The 24,149-nt window shown below is 69.3% G+C and carries 22 protein-coding genes; 11 read left to right on the top strand and 11 right to left on the bottom strand.

The window, feature by feature from the left end:
- Positions 1-19: 19 nt before the first annotated feature.
- Complete coding sequence (locus tag ACGFIB_RS08580) at positions 20-1,276, top strand: MFS transporter (protein WP_393369664.1); 1,257 nt, start codon at positions 20-22, stop codon at positions 1,274-1,276.
- 336 nt (positions 1,277-1,612) lie between these two features.
- Here the strand turns inward: ACGFIB_RS08580 and ACGFIB_RS08575 are convergent, their stop codons facing one another.
- Both ACGFIB_RS08575 and ACGFIB_RS08570 read right to left on the bottom strand, forming a co-directional pair.
- Positions 1,613-2,524 (bottom strand): helix-turn-helix domain-containing protein, encoded by a 912-nt coding sequence (locus ACGFIB_RS08575; protein ID WP_357238243.1) that lies wholly within the window; start codon positions 2,522-2,524, stop codon positions 1,613-1,615.
- Between the two features lie 527 nt (positions 2,525-3,051).
- Positions 3,052-3,549, bottom strand: a complete 498-nt coding sequence (locus ACGFIB_RS08570) for a hypothetical protein (protein WP_142567998.1) — start codon at positions 3,547-3,549, stop codon at positions 3,052-3,054.
- Positions 3,550-4,565: 1,016 nt separating this feature from the next.
- Here ACGFIB_RS08570 and ACGFIB_RS08565 point away from each other — a divergent pair.
- From ACGFIB_RS08565 to ACGFIB_RS08555, 3 genes are all read left to right on the top strand, one after another.
- A complete protein-coding gene (locus ACGFIB_RS08565) occupies positions 4,566-5,789 on the top strand; it encodes an ABC transporter substrate-binding protein (RefSeq protein WP_223853778.1) in 1,224 nt (407 codons plus the stop codon).
- Positions 5,790-5,882: 93 nt separating this feature from the next.
- A complete protein-coding gene (locus ACGFIB_RS08560; RefSeq protein WP_357258225.1) occupies positions 5,883-6,839 on the top strand; it encodes a carbohydrate ABC transporter permease in 957 nt (318 codons plus the stop codon).
- A 10-nt stretch (positions 6,840-6,849) separates the two neighbouring features.
- On the top strand, positions 6,850-7,692 hold the full coding sequence (locus ACGFIB_RS08555) for a carbohydrate ABC transporter permease (RefSeq protein ID WP_142567994.1): 843 nt from the start codon (positions 6,850-6,852) through the stop codon (positions 7,690-7,692).
- 196 nt (positions 7,693-7,888) lie between these two features.
- Here ACGFIB_RS08555 and ACGFIB_RS08550 read toward each other — a convergent pair whose 3' ends face one another.
- Entirely contained in the window at positions 7,889-8,320 is a 432-nt protein-coding gene (locus ACGFIB_RS08550; RefSeq protein WP_393369658.1) for a hypothetical protein, read from the bottom strand.
- A 168-nt stretch (positions 8,321-8,488) separates the two neighbouring features.
- On the opposite strand from ACGFIB_RS08550, the gene ACGFIB_RS08545 reads away from it, so the two are divergent.
- Positions 8,489-8,827, top strand: a complete 339-nt coding sequence (locus tag ACGFIB_RS08545) for a cytochrome P450 (protein ID WP_393369656.1) — start codon at positions 8,489-8,491, stop codon at positions 8,825-8,827.
- Between the two features lie 115 nt (positions 8,828-8,942).
- Here ACGFIB_RS08545 and ACGFIB_RS08540 read toward each other — a convergent pair whose 3' ends face one another.
- Together ACGFIB_RS08540 and ACGFIB_RS08535 are read right to left on the bottom strand one after the other, a co-directional pair.
- Positions 8,943-9,821, bottom strand: a complete 879-nt coding sequence (locus ACGFIB_RS08540) for an alpha/beta fold hydrolase (RefSeq protein WP_393369653.1) — start codon at positions 9,819-9,821, stop codon at positions 8,943-8,945.
- 126 nt (positions 9,822-9,947) lie between these two features.
- Positions 9,948-10,313, bottom strand: coding sequence for a DUF1330 domain-containing protein (locus tag ACGFIB_RS08535; protein ID WP_142567989.1), 366 nt, complete (start codon positions 10,311-10,313; stop codon positions 9,948-9,950).
- 346 nt (positions 10,314-10,659) lie between these two features.
- Here ACGFIB_RS08535 and ACGFIB_RS08530 point away from each other — a divergent pair, with 346 nt between their 5' ends.
- Positions 10,660-11,211: a TetR/AcrR family transcriptional regulator gene (locus ACGFIB_RS08530; RefSeq protein ID WP_393369649.1), complete on the top strand. Its 552-nt coding sequence runs from the start codon at positions 10,660-10,662 to the stop codon at positions 11,209-11,211.
- A gap of 72 nt (positions 11,212-11,283) precedes the next feature.
- Here the strand turns inward: ACGFIB_RS08530 and ACGFIB_RS08525 are convergent, their stop codons facing one another.
- Both ACGFIB_RS08525 and ACGFIB_RS08520 read right to left on the bottom strand, forming a co-directional pair.
- Positions 11,284-11,535: a mycothiol transferase gene (locus tag ACGFIB_RS08525; protein WP_393369646.1), complete on the bottom strand. Its 252-nt coding sequence runs from the start codon at positions 11,533-11,535 to the stop codon at positions 11,284-11,286.
- Positions 11,522-11,851 carry a mycothiol transferase gene (locus tag ACGFIB_RS08520; RefSeq protein WP_393369644.1) on the bottom strand — a complete coding sequence of 110 codons (330 nt, stop codon included), beginning with the start codon at positions 11,849-11,851 and terminating at the stop codon, positions 11,522-11,524. The genes ACGFIB_RS08525 and ACGFIB_RS08520 overlap by 14 nt, the downstream gene beginning before the upstream one ends.
- Before the next feature lie 95 nt (positions 11,852-11,946).
- On the opposite strand from ACGFIB_RS08520, the gene ACGFIB_RS08515 reads away from it, so the two are divergent.
- Positions 11,947-12,900: a helix-turn-helix transcriptional regulator gene (locus ACGFIB_RS08515; RefSeq protein ID WP_393369641.1), complete on the top strand. Its 954-nt coding sequence runs from the start codon at positions 11,947-11,949 to the stop codon at positions 12,898-12,900.
- A 68-nt stretch (positions 12,901-12,968) separates the two neighbouring features.
- On the opposite strand, the gene ACGFIB_RS08510 is transcribed toward ACGFIB_RS08515, so the two are convergent.
- Positions 12,969-15,236, bottom strand: a complete 2,268-nt coding sequence (locus ACGFIB_RS08510) for an LLM class flavin-dependent oxidoreductase (RefSeq protein WP_393369638.1) — start codon at positions 15,234-15,236, stop codon at positions 12,969-12,971.
- 89 nt (positions 15,237-15,325) lie between these two features.
- Here ACGFIB_RS08510 and ACGFIB_RS08505 point away from each other — a divergent pair, with 89 nt between their 5' ends.
- The 3 genes from ACGFIB_RS08505 to ACGFIB_RS08495 all read left to right on the top strand — a co-directional run bounded on the left by ACGFIB_RS08505 (position 15,326) and on the right by ACGFIB_RS08495 (position 17,332).
- Positions 15,326-15,838, top strand: a complete 513-nt coding sequence (locus ACGFIB_RS08505) for a MarR family winged helix-turn-helix transcriptional regulator (RefSeq protein WP_393369636.1) — start codon at positions 15,326-15,328, stop codon at positions 15,836-15,838.
- A gap of 223 nt (positions 15,839-16,061) precedes the next feature.
- Complete coding sequence (locus ACGFIB_RS08500; RefSeq protein WP_393369633.1) at positions 16,062-16,910, top strand: TIGR03619 family F420-dependent LLM class oxidoreductase; 849 nt, start codon at positions 16,062-16,064, stop codon at positions 16,908-16,910.
- Positions 16,907-17,332 (top strand): nucleoside deaminase, encoded by a 426-nt coding sequence (locus ACGFIB_RS08495; RefSeq protein WP_142567983.1) that lies wholly within the window; start codon positions 16,907-16,909, stop codon positions 17,330-17,332. Before ACGFIB_RS08500 ends, ACGFIB_RS08495 begins: the two co-directional genes overlap by 4 nt.
- A 9-nt stretch (positions 17,333-17,341) precedes the next feature.
- Here the strand turns inward: ACGFIB_RS08495 and ACGFIB_RS08490 are convergent, their stop codons facing one another.
- The 3 genes from ACGFIB_RS08490 to ACGFIB_RS08480 form a co-directional block, all read right to left on the bottom strand.
- On the bottom strand, positions 17,342-17,890 hold the full coding sequence (locus ACGFIB_RS08490) for a dihydrofolate reductase family protein (RefSeq protein WP_393369629.1): 549 nt from the start codon (positions 17,888-17,890) through the stop codon (positions 17,342-17,344).
- Positions 17,891-18,044: 154 nt separating this feature from the next.
- Positions 18,045-18,608, bottom strand: coding sequence for a dihydrofolate reductase family protein (locus tag ACGFIB_RS08485; RefSeq protein ID WP_357238216.1), 564 nt, complete (start codon positions 18,606-18,608; stop codon positions 18,045-18,047).
- Between the two features lie 164 nt (positions 18,609-18,772).
- The gene (locus ACGFIB_RS08480; protein ID WP_142567980.1) at positions 18,773-19,351 is read right to left on the bottom strand and encodes a peptidase inhibitor family I36 protein; all 579 of its coding nucleotides are present in this window, start codon (positions 19,349-19,351) and stop codon (positions 18,773-18,775) included.
- Between the two features lie 281 nt (positions 19,352-19,632).
- Between ACGFIB_RS08480 and ACGFIB_RS08475 the strand changes: the two genes are divergently transcribed.
- Positions 19,633-24,141, top strand: coding sequence for an nSTAND1 domain-containing NTPase (locus ACGFIB_RS08475; RefSeq protein ID WP_393369625.1), 4,509 nt, complete (start codon positions 19,633-19,635; stop codon positions 24,139-24,141).
- Positions 24,142-24,149 lie beyond the last annotated feature (8 nt).

Here is a 24,149-nt window from a genome sequence, read left to right as displayed (position 1 = left end):
ACCTCTACCGGAGTATAACGTGGCATTGCTCTCCTCATCGGTCGTTCCGTTACACCGTAGGCGTCTGACCTTGTGGGCCTGGCTCGCCATCGCCCTGACGGCGGTCAACCTGCGAACGGCCGTGACCGGGTTCACTCCGCTCCTGGAGATCATCGGAGCCGATCTCGGCTTCGGGGTGACGCTGTCCGGCCTGCTCGGCACTGTGCCGGCGGTGTCCTTCGGCATCTTCGGGTTTCTCGCCCCAGCGGTGACGAGGAAGTTCGGACTCGAGCGCACGGCCACTGTGGCGCTGGGACTGACGGCTCTGTCGCTCCTGATGCGCGCCTTCTCTCCAACGCCCGTGTTGCTGGTCCTTTCGACCGTGCTGGCACTGGCCGGAATCGGAGCCGCGAACGTCGTGGTCGTTCCGTTGGTGAAGGCATGGTTCGCCGATCGGCTGGCCCTGGGGACCTCGCTTTACCTGATCCTCATGCAGGCGGGCCAGTTCATCGCCCCGCTCCTCGCGGTCCCGGTAGCAGAGGCGGCGACGTGGCGGTTCTCGGTAGGGATCTGGGCGGGACCAGCTGCTGTGGCCGGTGTGGTCTGGCTCATCCTGGCAGTCAGGCTGCCCGCCGATCACCACGCGCCCACGGCCGTGACGGCGACCGATGCGGGACCGAGGATCAGCCGATCATCAACCGTCTGGGGCCTGGTGATCCTCTTCGCGATGATCTCGCTGTCCAACTACGGGATCATCACCTGGGTCCCGGCAGTGCTCACCGACGCAGGAGGCAGTGCGGCCCTGGGCGGCTCCATGGTCGCGCTCTACTCGGCATGGGGCATGCTCGCGGCCTTGGTGGTTCCGCACCTGGCCACGCGCATGACGAACCCGTTCATCGTGGTCGTCGGGTGCGCGATCTTCCTGGTAGCGGGATACCTGGGCCTGCTCCTGTCCCCGCTCGACGGCACGTTGATGTGGATGTGCGCGCTGGGAATCGGAGTGAGCACCTTCCCGCTCTGCATGACCCTCATCAACCGCCGAACCAAGAGCCCGCAGACGGCCTCCGCCGTGTCGGGCTTCGTGCAAGGCATCGGCTATGGGCTGGCGTGCCTGGGCCCGATCGGTCTGGGCCTTCTGCGCGAGGCGACCGGATCATGGTCGGTCTCGCTCCTGGTGCTCGCTGCGACCGCCGTCCCAGGGGTGATCGCCGGCTGGTTCGCTTGCCGTCCTCGCTTCGTGGAGGACTCTGAGCCACAGCCGACGAAGCGCGACGCTGACCAGCAGTCGCGACGATAGGAGTCAGCCCAGGCAGGGAACGTTTTCCCTGCCTGGGTTTTGACCGTTGATCGGCCTTCGTGCTCTTCCGGCATGCGCTGGTGCGATCGCCACTCCTGCGGCGATGACCGCCGACGACACAACGGCGATGATGTTGCCCAACATGTGGTTCAGATTCCTGGAAACGGCACCTCAGGCACATCGCCGAAGCCACCCATCTTGACATCCCTCCCGCGAGGGAATGCTCCGGTCGGGCAGGTGGTGAGCCTGGTCGCGGGGCCGTCAGCGCCATTGCTTTGATCGTCAGCCGCCTTGGCGCTCTTGCGATGGTGGGTGGCAACGACGAGGACGGGCGGCTCAGCCGTGGGCGCGCATGGCGGCAAGCAACCAGGTGAAAGCGGGCATGGCCGATGGATCGGGCTCACGGCCGTTGAGCACGGCTATCAACTGCCAGTAGCGCTCCACCTGGGCGTCGGCGACGGTCTCAAGCCACTGATGCAGCTCGCTGCGCTCACCGGCCGGCGTACCGGGGTCGATGATTCGATTCAGGACCGACCGGCCTTCGGCCGAGGCCGGTGCGATCGATTCGGCTACCGCCCGGTCAGCGTGCTCCAGGGTCAATGCGCGGAGCTCATAGCCGTGGCGCGAGGCGACCGATGATGTGCCGGCCAGTGCGATCTGCCGGAGCCGTTGCCGGAAGTCCTCGCTGGTCACCAGGTCGGCCAGCTCGATCCAGGCGTCGACCTGGCGTGGCGTCGGGTCATCCGGCAGCTCATCGGGCAGCTCTCGCATCCACTGTGCAACCACCTTGGCGTCGTCATCCAGAGTGATCCCCGCAAACGTGCTTTCGATGAACTCGTCGATGACCTGCTGCCGCTGCGTGGCGGACACCTGGGCGAGTTTGTGCGTCATAACCGTCTCCTCGGTTGTGCTGCCGCGCTTGGCAATCGTGCGGAGGATGGCGCGGCGAAGCTTCAAAGCCTTGATCTCCGCGTCCAGCGCTCGGGCGTGTACCTCGGCCGTCTCAGCCACCGTTGCCTGCTGCGCCAGGATCTTCTTGATGGCCTCCAGTCCGATACCGAGTTCGCGCAGCGTCCGGACCAGGTCAAATCGGGCCACGGCGGCGGCGTCGTACAGGCGGTACCCGCCGGCCGAGCGCTCGGTCGGAACTATCAGGCCGTTGTCGGACCAGAAGCGGATGGTATGCACCGAAAGACCGCTACGCCGAGCGAGTTGGCCTACGGTGTACAGCTCTGTTCCGTCACTCACGAGGACGAGCCTGCACCTTCGAGCCACTCGAGACTCAAGGCGGTCGGCGTCCGTCTTGGTCGCGAGATCGTGGAGCCTTTGTGGATACGTCCATCGGGACCGGGACAGCCAATCTGAAAGCGGCGATGGTGGACACGTACCTCTTCAACGATCACGAATGTGGTGCGCCGGAGTCGGCGAGGGGCGTCCCGAGGCTTCCTCGTATTGGGCGGAGGCCACCTGGGAGGAGGACCCGGATCGGCGCCGGGCCTTGGACGAGGTGGCTGGGGAGAAGCTGATCGCGGGGCTGTTGTCCCTGGTGAGCGGGCCGAATCGCAAGCAGGAAGTCAGGGGTTCGAATCCCCTGGGCTGCACCGATTGAAACGCACTCTCGCCGAAGGTCGTTGGCGAGAGTGCGTGACTATCTGAGTGGCTACGATCCCGCTTCCGCTGGAACTCGTGTATTTCGGCGCCGGCAAGCTGTCTGCACACGCTGCCTCAGCGAGGCTGCACGGTGTCTGTCCAGAAGTGGTGGCTTTTCGGACGGGTCAGTTGTAGGGGTTGTCGTAGGTCACGGACTTGGTGCGGCTGTTGTAAGTGTTGCCGGGATAGAACCAGCCGCCCGTCACGTACAAGGTGACGTTCGCGACGGTGGTGGAGTGGGTGTATTCACCGTCGTAGAGGAACAGGGACACCTGACACCCGGAGGGGGCGGTTGTCGTACTTGTCAGGGTCGGATAGAGGGCGGTATTGCCGTTGATGGAGATGTGGAAGTTCGGCATGGGGTAGGCCCCGCTCCCCCAGCACAGCCGGAGGGCGTACCTGAACTTCGTGTTCCCGTTGTCGAAGGCCAGCGTGCCGGTCAGCTGGGCGAGCGTGAGCGACGGGCCGGAGTTCGAATTCACCGTAAGGGACACGGTCTGGTCTGGGCCGTAGGCGGCGTGCGCGGGAGTGACTGGCATCAGGATCGCCGCGAGTGTTGCGATGGCGATGGCGACGGAGCTGACGACACGACGCACTTTGGAACGTTTCAATTCCAACCTCATCTCTTTTATGATTTTGGCGGATTGAACAGGAATTTATTGTCGCGGCCTCCAGGCGTCCAGGCAGACGATTGAGAGCCACTGATTCGGCCCGGCGGTAACCTATCGCCATGGCAGCTCTCGCGAGGGTAGGCCAGGGATGCCACCAGGTCGGGGGTCATTCCTGCAGAGCCGTAATACCGGCGTGGTGGGTGAAATTTTCATTCCACCCGGAGGCGGTCTAAACCGCCACCGGAGACGGCTAATAATCCTGAAAGGAGCAATCGTCAATACCGGTGGATCAGGATCTTTTGTCGGTTGGTGACGTTGGTCTGGTGCCGGACGGCGGCGTAGGTGGGCTCGGTGGGGTTGGTGGTGCGCAGGTGCACTCGTGCTCGGCCCGCAAGCACCTCGTCCAGCAAGCACCTCGTCCAGCAAGCACCTCGGCCCGCAAGCACCCCGGCCCGCAAACACCTCGTCCAGCGCGGACCAGAAGCCGATCATCACCAGCAGGCACAGCTTGCGCTCCTCCGGCCGGATGTTGACGTGGATGCCGGATCTCTCCTTCGGTTCTGGTGACCTGCCGGGCGGGCCGCTTCCGTCGTCCCGGCGGAGGGGCGCGGCGTGGTCCCGAAACATAAAACCGGCGGGCCGATTGTTTCAGACGCGTCACCTCAGAAATATTGACGCTCAGGTCGGCAGAGGCCTAATGTCCTGGAGCATTGATCGACATGACATCCCGAAAGTTTCATGCTCAGGAGTGATGTCAGAAGGCTCTGTAGGTGAAACACCAGGTCGGCATGGCGCTGCTGAACCTGTCCGGGCGCTCGCGGTCCGGAGCCTGAAGTAGCACGGCAGCGTCGCCGTCCCACGCTCCAGGCACGCAACGGGTCCTGAAGGTAGGAGGTGCCCGGCGAGCGCAGCGCACTCTCTCGCTGCCGGGCCGCACATCAATCCCTGACCACAGCAAGCGAAAAGAGGTCGCCGTGAAGTTTCGCAACGTCTCAGCGGTCGTGTTAACCGTTACCGCGGCCCTCGGCATGGCAGCGTGCTCAGGCTCGTCGTCCGAGACTTCCTCCGGCGCGTCGGCCGGCTCGTCGTTCGAGTTCTGGTCGTTCACCGGGATCGACGCGAAGGGGTCCGCCGCCGAGTACAAGGCGAAGAGGCCGGACGTCGAGATCAAGCTGACCGAGGTGGGGAACGCGCAGGAGACGGCGCAGGCGCTCACGACGGCGCTGGCCGGCGGCAAGGTGCCCGACCTGGTGCTGATCCAGGGCGACGACCTGCCCAAGTTCGTCCAGCAACCGCAGAACTTCGTCGACCTGCGCACGCTGGGCGCCGACAAGATCAAGGGCGACTACCTCGACTGGGTGATCAGCCAGCCCACGGCCAAGGACGGCTCGATCATCGGCATCCCTACCGACGTCGGCGGCATGGCCATCGCCTACCGCGCCGACCTGTTCAAGAAGGCCGGGCTGCCGACCGACCGCGAGGAGGTGGCCAAGCTCTGGCCCACCTGGGACGCCTTCATCGAGACCGGTAAGAAGTACACGGCGGCCACCGGCAAGGCGTTCGTCGACAACGCCGCCACGAGCGTCTACTCGCAGGTGGTCAACCAGGGGGAGGAGAAGTACTACGACCCCGCGGGCAATCTGGTGTACGAACAGAGCCCCCAGGTCAAAGCCGCCTTCGACCAGGCGCTCAAGGCCGTCGCCGCCGGGATCACCGCCAAGCAGAGCACCTTCACCGAGGGCTGGAGCGCCGCGATGAAGAAGGGGGACTTCGCCGTCATCGCCGCACCGGTCTGGATGCTCGGCTCCATCCGCGACAACGCCCCCGACACCAAGGGCGAGTGGGACATCGCCACGATCCCCGGCGGCTCGGGCAACTGGGGCGGCAGCTTCCTCGCCATCCCCAAGGGCGCCAAGAACCCGAAGGCCGCCTGGGAATACATCGCCGCCACGCAGTCGCCGCAGGGCCAGCTCGACCACTTCGCCCAGGCCAGGTCGCTGCCCGCGACCCCGTCGGTCTACAAGGACCCCAAGCTCACCTCTGCCAAGGACGAGTTCTTCTCCGGCGCATCGATCGGCACGATCTACACCGACTCGCTGCTCGGCCTCAAGCCGTTCCTCATCGGGCCGGACAGCACCACGATCGGCACGGAGTTCACGAACGCCCTCACCAACGTCGAGCAGGGCAAGGGTGACCCCGCGAAGGCGTGGGACGCGGCGGTGACCAACATCAAGGCCGCGATCGGCGGCTAGGGAGTGTCAGACACGACCTAGGACCCTTCACGAGCGCCGCCGGCGCGAGCCGTCCGCGACGGCACGCACCGGCGGCGGGGAAGCGAGCAGACCGTGACGACGAGCATCAGCCCCACCAAGGCGGGCCTGCCCCCCGCCCCGCCGGTGGACGCGGCGCGGCGCGGTTTCACCGAGATCATCGCCCCCTACGCCTACATCACCCCGTTCTTCGTGATCTTCGCGGTGTTCGGCCTCATCCCGCTGCTGTTCACCTTCTACGTGGCGCTGTTCGACTGGAATCCGATCGGCGAGCACGTGTTCGTCGGCCTCGACAACTTCAGCCGGCTGCTCGCGGACACGCGGTTCTGGAACGCGGCGCGCAACACCGTGAGCATCTGGTTGCTGTCGACCGTGCCGCAGTTGCTGATCGCGCTGGTGCTCGCCCACATGCTCAACCACGTACGGCTGCGCCTCGCCGTGTTCTTCCGCATGACGATGCTCGTGCCGTACATCACCTCGGTGGCCGCCACGGCCATCGTGTTCGCCCAGATGTTCGACCGCGACTACGGGTTGCTGAACTGGCTGCTCAGCCTCATGGGCTTCGAGCACATCGACTTCATCCAGTCGGTGACGGGCAGCCACGTGCTGATCGCCGTCATGGTGACCTGGCGGTGGTTCGGCTACACGACGCTGCTCTACCTGGCTTCCCTGCAGGCCGTTCCCCGAGCGATCTACGAGGCGGCCGCCGTCGACGGAGCGGGAGGTGTGCGGCAGTTCCTGCACATCTCCCTCCCCGCGTTACGCCCTGTGATCGTGTTCACGATCGTGACCTCGACGATCGGCGGGCTGCAGATCTTCACCGAGCCCCTGCTCATCAACCGTGGTGCGGCCAACACCTGCGGGCCGATCCGCCAGTGCCAGACGCTCACTCTCTTCCTGTTCGAGCAGGGGTTCACCCAGTTCAAGTTCGGTTACGCCGCGGCGATCGGCGTGGCGCTGTTCGTGATGGTCGTCGCACTCGCCGGCCTCAACTACTTCCTGTCCACCCGTATCCGCCCGGTCAAGGGCTGAGGGGGCGATCATGCGCACGACGAGGCCACGCTCCGGCGATCGGGTCCGATGGTGGGCCTACGCGCTGCTCGCGCTCGCCGCCTTCGCCTGCCTGTTCCCTCTGTACTGGATGTTCATCGTCGCCACCACCGACACCGCGACGGCGATAAAGCTGCCGCCCGAGATCGTGCCGGGCGGCAACTTCTTCCACCTCGCGGGCCTGGTGTTCTCGACCGTGCCGTTCGTCCGGTCGATCGTCAACAGCCTGGTCGTGGCCGGGACGATCGGCGTGGGCCAGGCGGTGCTGTGCGCGCTGGCGGGCTTCGCGTTCGCCAAGATGCGCTTCCGTGGCCGCGACGCGTTGTTCCTGTTCGTCGTCCTGACGATGACCGTGCCGACCCAGCTCGCCATCGTCCCCCAGTACATGATCATCTCGGCGCTGAACTGGGTGGACACCCTCCAGGCGCTGATCGTCCCCGGCCTGGCCAACGCCTTCGGCATCTTCTGGATGCGCCAGCACATATCGTCCGCCATCAGCGACGAGATCCTCCAGGCGGCCCGCATCGACGGGGCGTCGACCTGGCAGACCTTCTGGCACATCGCATTCCCGTTGGTGCGTCCGGCGGCCTTCGTGCTCGGCCTGCTGGGCTTCGTCACGGCGTGGAACGACTTCCTGTGGCCGTTCGTGGTGCTGAAGTCGCCGGAGATGTACACCGTCCAGATCGCGATCAAGGCGCTGCAGAACAGCTTCAACATCGACCTCGGGCTCGCGATGTCCGGCTCCTTCCTCGCCACCCTCCCGCTGCTCGTCCTTTTCGTCTTCGTCGGGCGGCGCATGGTGGCCGGCATCATGAACGGCGCCTTCAAGGGCTGAGGCCGCGGAAGTGGCCGTTGCGACCTCGTACGGCAGCGGAGTGCACAACTGCGCATTCATTCGCTCGCCGAGCGGCTTGAAAGGTTCGGAATCAGACGGAATTCGAACCCGGGATAAGCGGACTTGTGGGCCGATGGGGAGCGGCAGGGCCGGCCGCCTCGCCAAGCGCCGAGTGTGGCAGCCGGCCCGTTCCGAGTCAGGCCGCGAGCTGCTTCTCGTTCCAGGTGTAGTAGACGTAGGTGCTGCCGGGCCCGGTCAACGTGCCGTAGACCTGCCAGAAGCTGTTGGGGCCGATCGAGTAGCGGAAGACCTTGTCCCCGGGCCGGTCGTCCGTGAACACGGTCTGTGACCCGTTGGACCAGATCCGTACCTCGATCGTGAAGGTCTCGGTGTCCGGGATGTCGAGGCAGACCTCGTACGTGTACGCGGACGGACCGCCGATGTTGTAGCTGTGACCGTCCACGGCCGGTCGCTCGATGTTGGAGGGGACGTAGCTGTTCAGAACGCGGGTGTACCCGCCCGTGGAACAGTCGACCGCGGGGGTGTCCGCGGACGCGGGACCGATGCCGGTGAGCGTGGCGCCGAGGGCGCCGGTGATGACGGCGAGAACGGAGATGGTGCGCTTCATGCCTCTCCTCATCCGTGCAGTGACCCTCCAACTAAGTAGTTGAAGACTGAACTGATTCTGACCCATTTGCCACATTCGGACAAGTCTGGGAAAAGTATCGTGGAGATTCGAGTCAAGAGTCGCGTTCAGCCCTAAGGGTCCCTTTCTCCGTACGAGCGCATCGATCAATTGATCGCCACCAAGCGCAGTGACCCCGGCGACGACATGACCTCCTTCCTCATCGCGGCACGCGACGAGGAGTCGGCCGGCGCCGGCTTCACGGATCAGGAGCTCCGCGACACGCTGGTTCTGATGATCAACGCAGGGTGCGAGACGACCGTCAACGTCATCGACCAGGCCGTCTTCGCGATGCTGACGTCCCCCGACCGGCTTCGCCTCGTCAGCACGCTCTTCGAGCGTTTCCCTGCCATGTCACTCGCGGTGCCGGCCGCCGCACTGCGGCCGATCCCCACCCTCATCAGCAACGGTCACCGTGAGCTGCCCGTGCACCTGCGCGCCGTCGAATAGCACCACCGAATAGCACCACCGAATAGCACCGCCGAGGAGCACCGTCGAAAAACGCCGCCGAGTGGCGCCGTCGACGCCGGAGGCACCGACGGCCTCCGGCATCGACGGCTGGTGGTCAGGCGCGAACGAACTCGACGATCGCGCGGGCGAACTCCTGAGGCTGCTCAAGATGGCCCATGTGCCCGCTGTTCTCGAGCACCGTCAGGCGGGAACCGGCGATGCTCTCATGGGCGACGCGTGCCCAGCGCGTGCCGCCGAAGAAGTCGTGCACACCCGAGATGATCAGCGCCGGGACCTTGAAGTCAGGCAGTCGGTCCCGCACGTCGAACGGCGCGGGCTCCTCGCCGTGCATCGGGCCGATCCACGCGTTCAGACCGGCGCGCATCGGCTCCAGGTCCTGCTCGTGCGCCCAGTAGTCGGCGAAGTACGCCGGGAGGATCTCCCGTAGGGAGGTGGTGTACGCCTCGTCGTCCTGCGCCGCCAGCGCTCGCTGGAACGCGTCCGGAATCTCGCCGGCCGCGGGCCGGTGCGGGAGTCGCTGCGGAAACCCGCTGATGTTCGCCATCGCGTCGGCCCAGAACTCCTCTCCTGTCACCGGCGAGGTGGAGTAGAGGATCGCCCCGGCGACGCGGTCCGGGTGGTCGAGCGCGTAGCGCTGGACGACGAATCCGCCGTGCGAATGGCCGAGCAGGAAGACCGTGGGCACGCCCAGATGCTCGACCACGCCATGGACGAACCGGGTATAGGTGTCGATCCGGTAGTCGCGGTGGTCGTCGAGGCGGCCGGAGGATCCCGTGCCGATCGGCTCCAGATACACCATGGTCAGGTGCTCTTCCAGGGCCGGCAGCCGCAGGTACTCCCAGGCGATGCCCGGACCGCCGGAATGCACCAGGCACACCGGCCCGGTGCCCGCGACATGGAAGACCTGCCGCGTGCCCTCGATGTCGATCTCATGCCTGCCCCGCGCGATGGGGCGGGAGGTGGTGGAACTCATTCGTCATCCCTTGTATCTCGGCCGGCGATCGGTGACGCCTGCTGAACTCGAAGGCTTCTTCCGGCAGGGGCCCGGGGGGCCGGCCCCGGCAAGCGGATCGGGGCCGTACGCCCGTCTCCTTGCCGCTCAGTTGTGGGAGTCGGAAGCCGCCTGAACGGCCGCCCGGACCTGCTGGGCGAATCCCCGCACGGTGTAGTCCGCAGGAAGGCTGTCGATCAGTACGACATCGGAGATGGCGTTGTTGAGACGCAGGGGCAGGATCTCCTGGTATTCCGGCGAGTTGTACCACTGGTCGGCGGCGGCACGGTCGGGGAACTCCATGAGGACGACCAGGCCCGGCCACGCTCCCTCCACGACGCTGGCCTCGCCGTTGGCGAGCCACCTGCCGCCGTAGGGCTTCACGGTGGCCTCGACCTGTTCGAGGTAGGACAGGCCCGCGTCGTTCGGGACGTCCCCGGGGATGCGGAGGTGGTTGATCAGGTAGGTGCTCATGTCGAACCTTTCGGTGAGTGGCTGCGCACACAGGCCCGGCGCAGCGACACTTAGATTACAGATGTAATCTAACAAAGGCTCCCATATGACCGGTTTCGTGACGCACCTCACGGTGCTCTCGGGCGATCCCCTGGCCGTGCCGGCGAGTCCGGGGTCTGGCGTCGGCCACGAAGGCTATGCCTCGTACGTGATCGGGTGGTGCTCGGGTGCGCCCCAAGGGGTCTCCGGAACATGCGGCGGCGCGCATAGATTTTGGCTATAATCTAATTTGCGCGGCCAGATCGGGACGCCTGGGATGAAGCCTCCGACACGTTCTCGTGTGAATCGAAACGACGAGGGATCGAAGATGAGCCGAGTATCGCAGGCCGAGGCCCGGGCCAACCGAAAGCGTGTGGTGGAATCCGCCTCGCGCCTCTTCCGCGAGAAGGGGGTGCGCGAGGTGAGCGTCGCCGACGTCATGCGGTCGATCGGCATGACGCAGGGCGGCTTCTACAAGCAGTTCGCCTCCAAGACGGCGCTCGTCGACGAGGCCACGGCCGAGGCCTTCTCCGACATGCTGCGGCGTCTGGAGGCCATGGACGACACCCACGACGGTCACGATGCCGCGTGGTCGTCGCTCATCGACTCCTACTTGTCACCCGAGACACGTGACAATCCCGGCAGCGGATGCCCGGCAGCCGGGTTCGCCGGTGATTTCGCCCGGGAACCGGAATGGCGCGACACCTACGCCGCCGGAATTCGCGACATGGCCGGCTGGATCGCTCCGGAGGACACCGGCCTGGCGGCCCTGTCCACCCTTGTGGGCGCTCTCCTGCTCGCGCGGGCGACGGCGGGCTCCCCTCTCTCCGAAGAGATCCTGCGAGCAGCGCGAAAGGCGGCGGCTCGGCTGACCGAGTGAACGCCGGCGGAGCCGGCCGCTCCGTGTCCCCCCATGCACCATGTCAGGCGCCGTGTCCGCCCATGCTCCGTGTCACCCCATGCTTTTGGCGCCGTCCAGGGACTCGCGGATGATGTCGGCGTGGCCGGCGTGCTGGGCGGTCTCGGCGGCGATCTGCATCAGCACTCGGCGGGCCGACCACCGCGCGCCGGCCTCGAACCACGGGGCCTTCGGCAGTGGCTGGTCCGCGTCCAGGTCGGGCAGGGTGGCCACCAGCTCGTCCGTACGGCGGGCCACCTCGGCGTAGGCGGCGAGCAGAGCGGCGAGTGTCTCACCGGGCAGCATCCGGAACTTGTCGGCCCATTGGCCCCAGTCGGCCCCAGTCGGCCTCGGTCATCGCCGTGGCGTCGCCCATCGCCGACGGGCCGTCCAGGATGAAGCCCGTCCAGCTCCGCTCGACCAGAGTGACGTGCTTGATCGGCCCGCCCAGGCAGAGCTCACTGGCGGTGGTCCGCTGCGCGGCCTGCTCGTCGGTGATGTCGCGGGTCGTGAGGCGCAGGAAGTGCCGGCTCTGGGCCAGTGCCGCCAGCAGGTCCGCGCGCTCGCCGGTGACGGCCGGCGCGTCGGTGAGGTCGGGAGTGGTCAGCTCGTTGCCGGTCACAGTCCTCTGCCTTCCGTCGTTCCGCTTCGGTCGAGTGCCACGTTAGGAGTCATAGCGGTCACTTTCTGACCTGAATCGACGAGACAATCGCCACCATGGCGAACACCAGCACACGGACGCTGCGACTGCTCTCCCTGCTCCAGACCCACCGCTACTGGCAGGGCAGTGAACTGGCCGAACGGCTGGGAGTCTCCGTTCGCACCCTGCGCCGGGACATCGACCGGCTGCGTGAGCTGGGTTATCCGGTCGAGGCGCAGCGCGGTGCCGACGGCGGTTACCAGCTCGCCGCGGGCGCCGCGCTGCCGCCGCTGGTGATCGACGACGAGGAGGCGGTCGCGCTGGCCGTGGGACTGCAGACCGCCGTCCAGGGGGCGGTGGAGGGCATCGCCGAGTCCTCGGTGCGGGTGCTGGCCAAGGTGGTGCAGGTGATGCCCACCCGGTTGCGGCACCGGGTCGAGGCGCTGCGCACGATGACCGTACCCGCCGGGTGGGACGGCCAGGCCGCCACCAGCGTCGACCCGGACGTGCTCACCACGGTCGCGCTGGCGTGCCGCGACCATGAACGGCTTCGCTTCACCTACACCCCCGCGGACGGCCGGCGGACGGACCGGCACGTCGAGCCGCACCGGCTGGTCCGGCTCGGCCGCCGCTGGTACCTGGTCGCGTACGACCTCACCCGGCACGACTGGCGGAGTTTCCGGGTCGACCGGCTGACCGAGCCTGAGGGCGCCGGTTCCCGATTCCGTCCCCGGGACCTGCCCGCCGCCGACGCCGCCGCGTTCGTCCGCGCCGCCATGGAGAACCTGCCCCGTTCGTACCGGGTGGAGGCGCTCGTCGACGCTCCGGCGGTCACTGTGCGCCAACGCATCGGCCAATGGTGCACGGTCGAGGAGGTCGACGCCGAACGCTGCCGGATGCGGATGGTCACCCCGTCTCTGCACTGGCCGGCCATGGCACTGGGCATGGCCGACGCGGAGTTCCGCATCCTCCACCCGCCCGAACTGCTCGACCAAATCCATGAGTGGGGGGCCCGGTTCCAACGCGCCTGACCCCGGCCGACGCATGGACAAGCGGGCGGATCACACGCACGCGTGCGCGTGATCCGCCCGGATGACGCTCAGCCGTCGGCCGGCTGGATGGGGAAGTTGGCGCGGAACACGTTGTCGGGGTCGTAGGCGCGTTTGACCTGCCGCAGCCGGTCGAGGTTCGGACCGAACGCGTCGGCCAGCCGCTCCGGCCGGGTGTCGGTGTCGAAGGACAGGTAGAGGCCGTCAGTGTACGGCGCGACCTCGGCGTCCCAGGCGGTGTTCAGGGCCGGCTGCGCCGCGCCCATGGCCGTGAGCAGGAAGTTCTGGTGCCGGTGCGGATAGGCGGTCGCGTCGGGAGCCAGGTCGTGGGCGGCGCCGCCGGTGGCGCGTATCTGCAGGAAGTAGGACAGCCCAGAGCGTGCGACCCTCTCGAAGGCGCGGCTCACGTCGCCGTCGAGGTGGGTGACCAGGCCGGAGCGTACGGCGGGGTCGCCGCCGCCGGTGTGGTGCCTGTCGGCTGGCTGCACCACGCCCGAATAGGGCAGCACGTATCCCTGGTGCCCCAGCAGCGGGCCCGCCTCGGCGAGCCGTTCGAGCTCGTGCACCGCGGCCTCGGTGTCCGCGCCGGCGTAGACGGTCATGAGCTGGGCGACCGCGTCCTGGCCGCGGCGCGGCGGGGACAGGATCAGGAAGCTCGTCAGCTCGCGCGGGGCCTTCTCCACCGCGGCGCCCCAGCGTTCGAGCAGCCCGGCCGTGTCGCGGGCGTCCAGGGTCATCTGGGAGAAGACGACGTCGCCGAGCTCCATCGCCTCGATCTCGACCCAGGTGACCACGCCGAGGTTGCCCCCGGCGCCGCGCAGGCCCCAGAACAGGTCGGGGTTGTCCTCCCGCGAGGCGTGCAGCACCCGCCCGTCGGCGGTCACGACCTGCGCGGCGACGACGTGGTCGATCGTCAGGCCGAACGTGCGGCCGAGCAGGCCGACGCCGCCTGTCGTCGCGAGGCCGCCCACGCCCACGCCGCCGTAGTCGCCGGAGCTGATCGCCCATCCGTGCGGCACCAGCGTCTCGGCGACCGCGCCCCAGGTCGCGCCCGCGCCCAGCCGCACCCTGCGCGTGGCCGGATCCACGACCTCGACGGTGTCGAACGCGCCGAGGTCGAGCACGATGCCGCCATCGTTGGTGGAACGGCCGCTGATCCCGTGCCCGCCGGAGCGTACGCCGAGCGGGACGTCCTGGGACCGGGCGTACGCGAGCCCCTCGACGACCTGGTCGACCGTCCGGGGGCGCAGCACCAGGCCGGGGGACCCGGCGCGCAGGTAGTTGTGCCGCACGGACTCGTAGGCGCGGTCGCCGGGCTCGACGGCGCCGGCCGCGAGGCTCGCCGGGACCGCGTCGTAGTCGATGCCGTCGCGGCGCAGCGCGATCGCGGCGGCTCCGCGACGGGCGGCCGCGGGGACGGTCCCGGTGGTCGCCCGCTCGCGCGCCACCGCGTCCCGTACGGCGGGAGCGATCTCCTCGCCGTACACCTGGATGAGCCGCGGGTCGTCGGTGCCCAGGACGAACGTGCCGATGCCGTCCTCCAGCGCCAACGCGGTCAGCTCCGCCACCCACTGATCGACCGGTCCGTGCAGGAACCCTTGGCGGGTCTCGGCGACCGCGCCGCTGATGTTCAGCAGGCGGCGCACCTGCGCCGGATCGCGGCCGGCCTCCGCGGCGGCCTCGTCGATGATCGTGTTGCCGCGCCGCAGGTCGCCGTCCTTGAGGTAGGCGAGCGAGGGCAGCCAGCCGTCGGCCGCACGCGCCACCAGGCGCAGCATCCGCGGCTTGTAGGCGCCGAGCCAGATGGGGATGTCGTGCGCGGGGGCCGGGCCGCGTTTGGCCCCCGCGACGCGGTGGTGCGCGCCGTCCACGCGCAGGATGCGGCGCTCACGCGCGTCCCAGATGCCGCGGATGATCTCGATGGCCTCCTCCAGCGCGGTCACGGACTCGGTCGGCGTCAGGCGGGTGCCGCCCATCGACTCGATCGCGTCCCAGAAGGCGCCCGCGCCGATGCCGAGCGCGAACCGGCCGCCGGACAGCAGGTCGAGCGACGCCGCGGCCCGGGCCAGCACCGCCGGGGGGCGCAGCGGCAGGTTCAGCACGTTGCCGGAGACGGTGACCCGCTCGGTCTGCGCGGCCACCCAGGACAGCAACGTCCAGGTGTCCAGGAACCCCGGCTGGTAGGGGTGGTCCTGGAACGTCACGAGATCCAGCCCGGCGGCCTCGGAGACCTGGGCGAGCCGGACCGGCGTCTGCGGGTCCTGGTTCTGGGGTGTGAGGAACGTGCCGAAGGCCAGTTCGTGGCCGTAGTCCGTCATTCCGGGCCTCTCGGAAAGTAATCTGTCGTACAGACTATATGCGACACAACTTATCGAGGGCTCAGCGTATTCCGGGTTAGGGTGGAGGTGTGACCGCGCGCGAACAGACCGACACCCCTCCACCGTCGACGCAGGGTCCCGTGCTCGGATGGTCCCTCGCCGTGCTGCTGCGGGAGTGGAACGCGCGCGTCGAGGGCGCTTCACACGACCTGCCGCACGGCGTGCGCGGCTACCAGGTGCTTTCCGCGGTCGTGCACGACGCTCCGCCCACGCAGGCCGCGCTCGCCGCCCGCCTCGGCATCGATCGCACGGTCATGACCTATCTGCTCGACAAGTTCGAGGGGTGTGGTCTCCTGGAGCGCCGCCAGGACCCGGCCGACCGCCGGGCACGGCGCATCGTGCCGACCGACCACGGCCGGCGGGTCCTCGCCGACGTGAACGCGCGGGTCGCGCGGGCCGAGGACGAGCTGTTGTCCGCCCTCCCGCCCGGGGACCGGCGTGTCCTCCTGGCGCTGCTGGAGCACGCCGCCGCCGGGGCGGCTCCGGGCGTGGACCGCTGCGCCGCCGCCGCGGGATCGGCCGGACTGACGCGGGAGGCGTGACCCGGGACGTCCCGGCCCGGCACGTCCCGGCCACCCGTGCAGCAGTCGTCGCCGGTGGTGCGCAGGCACTCCCAGGATCTCCGTACGCTCGCCGAGCAGCCGGTGCAGCGGGCTCGTGCCGCGCGCGCATCGGCCGCATATGCCGGCGAATCCACGGCCGGACAGCCGATGAGCGGGGACTTCTTTCTTCACGACGGCCTGATCGCCTGAATACTCTGATTTCGTGAAACTAGGCGTCAACGTCCCGAACTTCGGGCCGGGCACCCGCCCCGGCGTGCTGCGCGGCTGGGCCGAGACGGTGGAGGGGCTCGGGTTCGACCTGCTCATGGTCTCCGATCACGTCGTGGTGACCCCCGACGTGGCCGAGCAGTATCCCGCCCCGTTCTACGAGCCCTTCACCACGCTGTCCTGGCTCGCCGGGATCACGACCAGGGTCAGGCTGGGCACCACCGTGCTGATCATGCCCTACCGGCACCCGCTGCTGACCGCCCGGATGGCGGCCAACCTCCAGGACCTGAGCGGGGGACGGCTGGTGCTCGGTGTGGGCGTGGGCTGGGCCCGGCAGGAGTTCGAGGCGCTGGGCGTGCCGTACGAGCGGCGCGGGGCGCTGACCGACGAGCACCTGCGGGCGATGCGCCTGGCCTGGCAGGACGAGGAGGACTACCGGGCCGGGCACGTTCCGATCTGGGTCGGCGGCGGCAGCGACGCCGCTCTCCGCAGGGCGGTGCTCCTCGGCGACGCATGGCATCCCCTGCGCTTCACCCTCCCGTGGCTGGGCGAGCGGATGGACCGGCTGGCCGCCGTCGCGGAGAGCCTGGGGCGTCCCGCACCCGTGCTCGCCCCGCGCATCATGCTCCGGCTCACCGGCACCCCGGTGACGGGCGAGGGACGCCGAGCCGGCGAGGGCACCCTCGACCAGGTGATGGACGACCTGGAACGGCTGCGCGCCCTGGGCGCCGAGACCGTCCTGCTGGACCCCTTCTGTGGGGACCCGCAGGAGACGAACCACCCGGAGACGGCGTGGTACATGCTTGAGACGGTGGCCGCCGCGTACGCGAAGGAGCATCCATGACCCCCGGCGACGAGAAGTTCCTCCGCAGGGCGATCGAGCTGGCCGCCGAGGCACGGGCGGGCGGCAACCCGCCGTTCGGCTCGCTGCTCGTGGGCCCCGGCGGCGACGTACTCGCCGAGGAGCGCAACACCTCGCTCACGGAGGCGGACATCACCGCTCATCCCGAGCTGAAGCTCGCGCGCTGGGCCGCCCGCGAGCTCGACCCGGCCGCCGCGGCCGGCACGACCATGTACACGAGCTGCCAGCCGTGCGGCATGTGCGCGGGTGCCATCGAGCGCTCCGGGCTCGGCCGCGTCGTCTTCGCGCTGTCCACCGACCAGCTCGGCGGGCTCAAGCCGCAGGCCGCTCCGTCGTCCTTCCGGCAGGAGGGGCCGGCGCTCTTCGACGAGGCGCGCGTGCCCGTCGAGGGCTACTACCTCTGACGCGCGCCGTCAGCCCGCGTCCGGGACATAGCGCAGGTTGAGCACGCCGGTCGTGAACGTCTCGGACTTCACCAGCGTCAGCCTGTGCGTCGGGGTGTCCTCGAACAGCCGCTGCCCCCGGCCGACGACGATCGGGTGGACGAGCAGGTTCAGCTCGTCGAGCAGCCCGTTGGCGAGAAGCCACCGCACGGTCGTCGCGCTGCCGGACATCTGGAGGTCGCCGCCCTCGGTCCGCTCCTTGAGCGCGCGCAGCCCGGCCGCGACGTCACCGTTGACGACGGTGGTGTTGTTCCAGTCCGCCTTCTCCAGGGTCGTCGACACGACGTACTTGGGGGCGTTGTTGAACGCCTCGGCGATCTCCGGGTCCTGGTCCGTCGTCGTCCAGTAGGCGGACCACTCCTCGTACAGCGTGCGGCCCATCAGCATCCCGGCCGAGTTCTGCATGCCCGCCTGGACCACGGCGCCCATCTCGTCGTTCCAGTACGGGAAGTGCCACTGGTCGGGCGACTCGACGACGCCGTCCAGGGAGATGAAGAAGTTCGCGACGATCCTGGCCATGTGCTGCGCTCCTTTGGTCGTATGACGGTGGCCGCGAACGGAAGACTAGGCGGGAACGCTCGCGCGGGTCTTGTACCGAAACGACACGGCCGTACGGCTCCTCCATAACGTCCGGCGGAGCCGCCGCAGCAGGTGGGCGGCGGTTCCCTGTGGACTAACCGGCGACGGGCTGGTCGGCGACGGGCTGGTAGGAGAGGGACAGCACGCCGGTCGGGAAGGTTTCCGAGGACGTGAGTGTCATCGGGATCCGCAGGCCCTCCTCGAACAGGCGCTGGCCCTTGCCCACCACGATGGGGTGGACCAGCAGCCGAAGCTCGTCGAGCAGGTTGTGCCGCATCAGCGAGCGGACGAGGTTCGTGCTGCCGCTGATGCCGATGGTCTTGCCCGGCTGCTGCTTGAGCTCGGTGATCTCCTTGACGAAGTCACCGGTGACGAGGGTCGAGTTCTGCCATTCGACCGTGTCGAGGGTCGAGGAGACGACGTACTTGCGGACGTTGTTGATGAAGTCGGCGAAGGGGTCGTCCGTGCCGGCCTTGTCCGGCCAGTAGGCCGCCCAGCTCTCGTACATGACCCGGCCCATCATCATCGCGTCGGACTCGGACATCAGTGCGCCGACGGCCGCGCCCATCTCCTCGCTGAAGTAGGGGAAGTGCCACTGGTCGGGCGCCTCGACGACGCCGTCGAGCGACATGAAGAAGCTGGCGACGATCTTGCGCATCTGGATCTCCTCGGTCTCGCGCTTGCGTGACTCCAGAGTCGCATCCGACGAGTCAGATTGTCAAGACAGTTTTTATTGTCGGACTGACCGTGTCCTCCAGGCCCCGGACTGGAGGACACGGCTCCGGGCGGGACGGAAGGCGCCCGCCCGGGTGGGGGGCGTCGTCAGCAGAACAGCTCCACGTGGTCCGCCCGGTTGTTGTTCACGTCCCCCACGTAGCTCCAGCCGGCATGCGGGCTGGAGCTCCAGAGTGAGTAGTCGAACTGATGGCCGTACGCCGGGTCGCCCAGGTCATCGTGCTCGATGAAGGCCACCTGCCAGTTGGTGTTGTTGTGCACCGAGGTCGTGCGGTCGCTCCACCCGTAGGTGGCGAGGTCCTGCCGGCCGCAGTCGTGGAGCTTTCCCCGGGGGTATCCGAAGTTCTTCCCGTCGTAGAAGCAGTACCAGGCGGACGGGCAGTCGGCGGTCCCGGCCGCCACGGCGACCTGGCCGGGGAGGGCGTAGGTCACCACGAACCTGCCGTTGTCGTAGGAGATCTCGTTGCGACTCGTCTGTACGCCTCCCGGGGCCGCCTTCAACTGAAGCTCCACCTGCTGACGCAGCTCCGCGTCCGAGCGGGCCTGCCGGTGGAGCAGGGACGGGTCGTCCGCCACGCTCGCCGCGTGCACGGACGTCCCCGTCAGGGCGACCGCCGTGGCCGCGACGCCGGCCAGCAGGACGGCTGCGATCTTCGATCTGCGCATGGTGCCTCCACACAACGAACCAGGAGAGTTCGCCCCACACCAGGGGGCGGGATCGAGCCGAGCATCGGACGGGCCGGTATACAGCGCGTATAGGCCCTGATAGAGGACGATTCGCCGCCCGCGAATCGTCCTGGATCCTCCGTGGATTCGCCGTCCTGACTGGATCGTTGACAGACAAGGCGAAGATCCTGGATTCTTCACTCCGGTGTCCCGACAGAGGCGGAATCTGAGTGGAATTTCACGTCCTGGGGCCGCTCAGCGTTTCCCGCGATGGTCACCTGGTGCCTGCCGGCGGAGCGCCGAAACTCCGGCTCACCCTGGCCGCGCTGCTGTCGAAGGCGGGCCAGCCGGTGTCCGTCGACTGGCTGATCGCCGCCGTCTGGGGCGACCGGCCGCCCGCGTCCGCGCGGCGCAACATCCACCTCTACGTCCACCAGTTGCGGCGGGCGTACGGCGCCCACGTCCTGCCCGGACGGCCGGGCGGCTACGCGATCATTCCCGACGCGCTCGACGCGGCGCGGTTCCGCAGCCTCGCCGCCCAGGGAAGCGCGGCACTGGACCGGGGAGACCTCGAATCCGCCCGTGACCGGCTACGCACGGCCCTGAACCTCTGGCGGGGGCCGGCGTTCGAGGAGTTCGCCGACTGCGCGCTCGTCGCCGACGAAGCGCTTCGGCTGGAGAAGTCGCGGCTCATCGTGCACGAGCGGCTGGCGCAGGCCGAGCTCGCCCTGGGCCGGCACGTCGAGGTGGCCGCCGAACTCGCCGACCTGATCAGGGAGCATCCGTACCGGGAGAGCCTGCACGGGCATCTCATGCTCGCGCTGTATCGGTGCGGGCGGCAGGCCGAGGCGCTGGAGGTCTTCCGCGGGACCCGCGACCTCCTGAACGATCAGCTCGGCATCGAGCCGGGCCCCGTGCTCCAGCGTCTGCACGAGGCCATGCTCCGGGGCGACGAGGACCTCCTCCCTGCCCTGGCCCCGCCTCAGGAGGCGGAGCGGCGGAAGACGGACGACTGCCCCTATCGGGGTCTGATGGCGTTCCAGCCGGAGGATGCGGCCTGGTTCTTCGGCCGTGCCCACCTGGTCGACCGGCTGCGCGCCCTCGTCGACCGGCTTCCCGTGGTCGGCGTGTTCGGCGCGTCGGGGAGCGGCAAGTCGTCTCTGCTGCGCGCCGGCCTGCTGGGATCCGTCTCCGGCGGGGACGGTCTCTACGGCGGGGACGGCGTCTCCGGTGAGCAGGGCGTGTCCAATGAGCAGGGCGTGTCCGGTGAGCACGGTGTCTCCGGTGGCCACGGTGTCTCCGGTGCGCACGGGGTCCCGGGCGGTGACGGTGCGGCGGTGCCGTGGCGGGGCCTGCTCATGACGCCGGGGGAACACCCGTTGGACGCGCTGGCCGACGTGGTGGCGAAGGCGTCGGGTGGCGACCCCGTGGCGCTGCGCGACGCCCTGGCCCGCGATCCGGGTGCGCTGACTACCGCACTGGCCACAGCACTGGCCACAGCACTGGCCACCGAACCGGCCTCCACATCGGCCACCGGGCTGAGCGGCGGGGTGAGCGGCGGGGTGAGCGGCGGGGTGAGCGGCGCGCCGGAGAGCCGCCTGGTGCTGGTCGTGGACCAGTTCGAGGAGATCTTCACGCTGTGCTCCGACGACGGGGAGCGCCGCCGGTTCGTCGAGGCCCTCCTCGGCGTCGCACTGGGCGTCGCACCGGACAGCACGCCGGGCATCACACCGGGCATCACACCGGGCATCACACCGGGCATCACACCGGGCATCACACCGGGCATCACACCGGGCAGTGCATCCGGCACCGGCCGCCGCGTCGTCCTCGTGCTCGGCGTCCGCGCCGACTTCCTCGCCCACCTGACCCAGCACCCCGCCCTGGTCGCGGCGCTCGGCGGCGAGGCCCAGATGCTCGTCGGGCCGGTGTCGTCGCCGGACCTCCAGGAGATCGTCGTACGGCCCGCCGCCCGGGCGGGGCTCACCGTGGACCCCGACCTGCTGGCCACGGTGCTGGCCGACGCCGCCGAGGAGCCGGGCAGCCTGCCGCTGGTCTCGCATGCGCTGCTGGAGACCTGGCGGAACGCGACCGGCACGAGGCTCACGCTAGCGGCCTACCAGGCGGCCGGCGGCGTACGCGGAGCCATCGCGCAGAGCGCGGAACGGGTCGTCGGCGAGTTCGCCCCGGCGGAGCGGCAGGCCGCCCGGAGGATCTTCCTGCGGCTGACCGCGCTGGGAGACGGCACGGAGGACACCAGGCGGCCCATCTCCCGTACGGAACTGGTGGGCGTGGCCGACCCCGATGTCACCACCCGCGTGCTCGACCGGCTCGCCGCCGCGCGGCTCGTCGTCCTCGCGGAGGAGACGGTCGACGTGGCGCACGAGGCGCTGATCAGGGCCTGGCCGCGGCTGCACCGCTGGCTCACCGACGACCGCGAGAACCTGCTCGTCCATCGGCGGCTCACCGACGCCGCGCAGACGTGGCGGGAGCTGGGCCGCGACCCGGGCGCCCTGTATCGGGGCGCCCAGCTTCTGGTGGCCGGGACCTGGGCCGAGGACCATCCGCAGGAGCTCAACGACGTCGAAAGCGCCTTCCTGCGGGCCAGCCGCGCGCTGGAGGACGGCGAGCGCACCGCGGCGCGGCGCCGTACGCGGCTGCTGCAACGCCTGCTGGCCGGGATGGCCGCGCTCTTCCTGCTCGCGCTGCTCGGCGGCGGCGTCGCCGTACGGCAGGGCAGGGAGGCAGGCCGTCAGCAGCTTGTCGCCCTGTCGCGGCAGCAGTCCCTGCAGGCCCGATCGCTCCTCGCCACCGATCCCGATCTCGCCGGTCTGCTGGCGATCGCGGCGTACCGGCTCGATCCGGAGCCCGAGACGCGGGGCGCCCTGCTGAGCGTGTCGGCCGCGGCGCGCCGCCGCGTCGAGCTCAACGCGGAGGGGCCCGCGGTCTTCGGACTGGCGTTCAGCCCGGACGGGTCGCGGCTGGCCGCGGCCGGCACCGACGGAGCCGTCGGCCTCTGGGACCTGCGCACCCGCACCCGCGTCGCCGTCTTCCCCGGGCCGCTGCCCCGTACGGGACCGGGAGAGATCCACGCCAGGGCGGCGGCGTTCGGCCGCGACGGCAGGCTGCTCGCCTCCGTGGTCAGGGACGCGACGCTCGGGTCGAGCAGGGGCGTGGTCGTCGTATGGGACGTGGCCTCCCGGCGGCCGGTGTTCCAGCGGCAGCGGGAGCGGCTCACCGACGCGATGGCGCTGAGCCCGGACGGGACGAGGATCGCCGTCGGGGCGGGCAACGGCGCGGTCGAGCTGTGGGACCTGCGCGACGGGAGCATGCGCACCCTCAAGGGGCATCGGGAGGAGGTCGTGGCCCTCGCCTTCAGCCCCGACCAGGCGTTCCTGGTGTCGACCACGGGCGGAACCGAAAAGCCCCTCGTGTGGGACGCCGCCTCCGGGGCGAAGGTCGCGGCGCTCGACGCCGTGAACGTCCACCGGCTCGGCTTCGATCCCGCCGGAGGCATCCTCGCCACGGGATCCTCGCACTACGGCGTGCGGTTCTGGCGGATCGCTCATGACCATGTGACTCGCCTGCCGGGGCTGCCCAAGCGGTCGCCGTACACCTGGGACATGTCGGCCCCGGTCGCCGGCCGGATCGCCGTCGCCGACGAGGACGGCCTGATCACGATCTGGGACGTGGCGCGACGGCAGCCCGTCGAGACCTATCAGGACAGAAGCCGCACCGAGACGCTGTCCCTGGCCCTGAGCGCCGACGGTTCGATGCTCGCCTCGGCCGGGCTGGGCCGGACCATCGTGGTCCGCGAGCGCGCCGTTCCTCCGTTCAGCGGACACAACCAGGCCGTGAACGACATCGAGGTCAGCCCGGACGGCCGGCTCGTGGCCTCGGCGAGCAGCGACAGGACCGCCCGGCTGTGGGACGTGGCCGGGAATCCGATCGCGACGTTCGGCGACCACCCCGACCACGTCCGGGCCGTCGCCTTCAGCCCGGACGGCCGCCTGCTCGCGACCGTCACGCGCAGCCACACGCTCACCCTCTGGGACGCAGGCAGCGGGCGGAGGCTCGGCACGGCGGCGTACCGGGGGCTCGGCGCGTCCACCGACGTCGGCTTCGATCCGCGCGGGCGCTTTGTCGTCGCCACCGCGCTCGGCCGGTTCCGCTGGGACGTCCGCGATCCGGGCAAACCAGTTGAGGTGCCGTTCGCGGGCGGATATCTCGTCTCGGCGCTGGCGTTCAGTCCCCGCGATCCGCTGCTCGCCACCACCGGCCCGGCCGGTGACCTGGTCGTCTGGGACCTCGCCCACGACAGGGAGGTGCGCGCCCTCAGGACCAGGCAGGGCTCGGTGCTCGACGTCGCCTTCAGCCCGGACGGCAGGTCGATCGCCACGGCGGGCGCCGACCGCACCGTGAAGCTCTGGGACACGCGGACCTGGGCGTCGTACGCCACGCTGACCGGCCACACCGCCCCGGTCCAGGCCCTCGCCTTCAGCCGGGGCGGGCGGTCGCTCGCGTCCGCGGGGGACGACCGCACGATCGTCGTCTGGGACCTCGCGACGATGCGGCCTTCGGCCACGCTGACCGGGCACACCGCGCCGATCAGGGGCCTGGCCTTCACCGCGGGCGCAGACCTGATCTCGGGCGGGGAGGACGGCAGGATCATCCGTTGGGAGCTGCGGCCCGGCCCTCTCGCGGGACGGTTGTGCGAGGAGATCGGCCGCGACCTCACCCGCGCGGAGTGGGCCGCCCACTTCCCCACGGTGGACTACCGGCCCACCTGCTGACGGACGTC

Source organism: Microbispora bryophytorum (assembly GCF_043197435.1).
Taxonomy (GTDB): Bacteria; Actinomycetota; Actinomycetes; order Streptosporangiales; family Streptosporangiaceae; genus Microbispora; species Microbispora bryophytorum.
Note: the sequence above shows the minus strand (reverse complement) of the source record. Positions and strands in the feature narration are given on the sequence as shown.

Excerpts from the sequence above, each read along its gene's own strand:
- ACGFIB_RS08480 (WP_142567980.1), bottom strand. The coding sequence starts at position 19,351 with ATGCGCAGATCGAAGATCGCAGCCGTCCTGCTGGCCGGCGTCGCGGCC.
- ACGFIB_RS08550 (WP_393369658.1), bottom strand. The coding sequence starts at position 8,320 with ATGAAGCGCACCATCTCCGTTCTCGCCGTCATCACCGGCGCCCTCGGC.
- ACGFIB_RS08565 (WP_223853778.1), top strand. The coding sequence starts at position 4,566 with ATGGCAGCGTGCTCAGGCTCGTCGTCCGAGACTTCCTCCGGCGCGTCG.
- ACGFIB_RS08485 (WP_357238216.1), bottom strand. The coding sequence starts at position 18,608 with ATGCGCAAGATCGTCGCCAGCTTCTTCATGTCGCTCGACGGCGTCGTC.
- ACGFIB_RS08515 (WP_393369641.1), top strand. The coding sequence starts at position 11,947 with ATGGCGAACACCAGCACACGGACGCTGCGACTGCTCTCCCTGCTCCAG.
- ACGFIB_RS08495 (WP_142567983.1), top strand. The coding sequence starts at position 16,907 with ATGACCCCCGGCGACGAGAAGTTCCTCCGCAGGGCGATCGAGCTGGCC.
- ACGFIB_RS08555 (WP_142567994.1), top strand. The coding sequence starts at position 6,850 with ATGCGCACGACGAGGCCACGCTCCGGCGATCGGGTCCGATGGTGGGCC.
- ACGFIB_RS08510 (WP_393369638.1), bottom strand. The coding sequence starts at position 15,236 with ATGACGGACTACGGCCACGAACTGGCCTTCGGCACGTTCCTCACACCC.
- ACGFIB_RS08570 (WP_142567998.1), bottom strand. The coding sequence starts at position 3,549 with ATGAGGTTGGAATTGAAACGTTCCAAAGTGCGTCGTGTCGTCAGCTCC.
- ACGFIB_RS08525 (WP_393369646.1), bottom strand. The coding sequence starts at position 11,535 with ATGCTGCCCGGTGAGACACTCGCCGCTCTGCTCGCCGCCTACGCCGAG.
- ACGFIB_RS08530 (WP_393369649.1), top strand. The coding sequence starts at position 10,660 with ATGAGCCGAGTATCGCAGGCCGAGGCCCGGGCCAACCGAAAGCGTGTG.
- ACGFIB_RS08535 (WP_142567989.1), bottom strand. The coding sequence starts at position 10,313 with ATGAGCACCTACCTGATCAACCACCTCCGCATCCCCGGGGACGTCCCG.
- ACGFIB_RS08540 (WP_393369653.1), bottom strand. The coding sequence starts at position 9,821 with ATGAGTTCCACCACCTCCCGCCCCATCGCGCGGGGCAGGCATGAGATC.
- ACGFIB_RS08490 (WP_393369629.1), bottom strand. The coding sequence starts at position 17,890 with ATGGCCAGGATCGTCGCGAACTTCTTCATCTCCCTGGACGGCGTCGTC.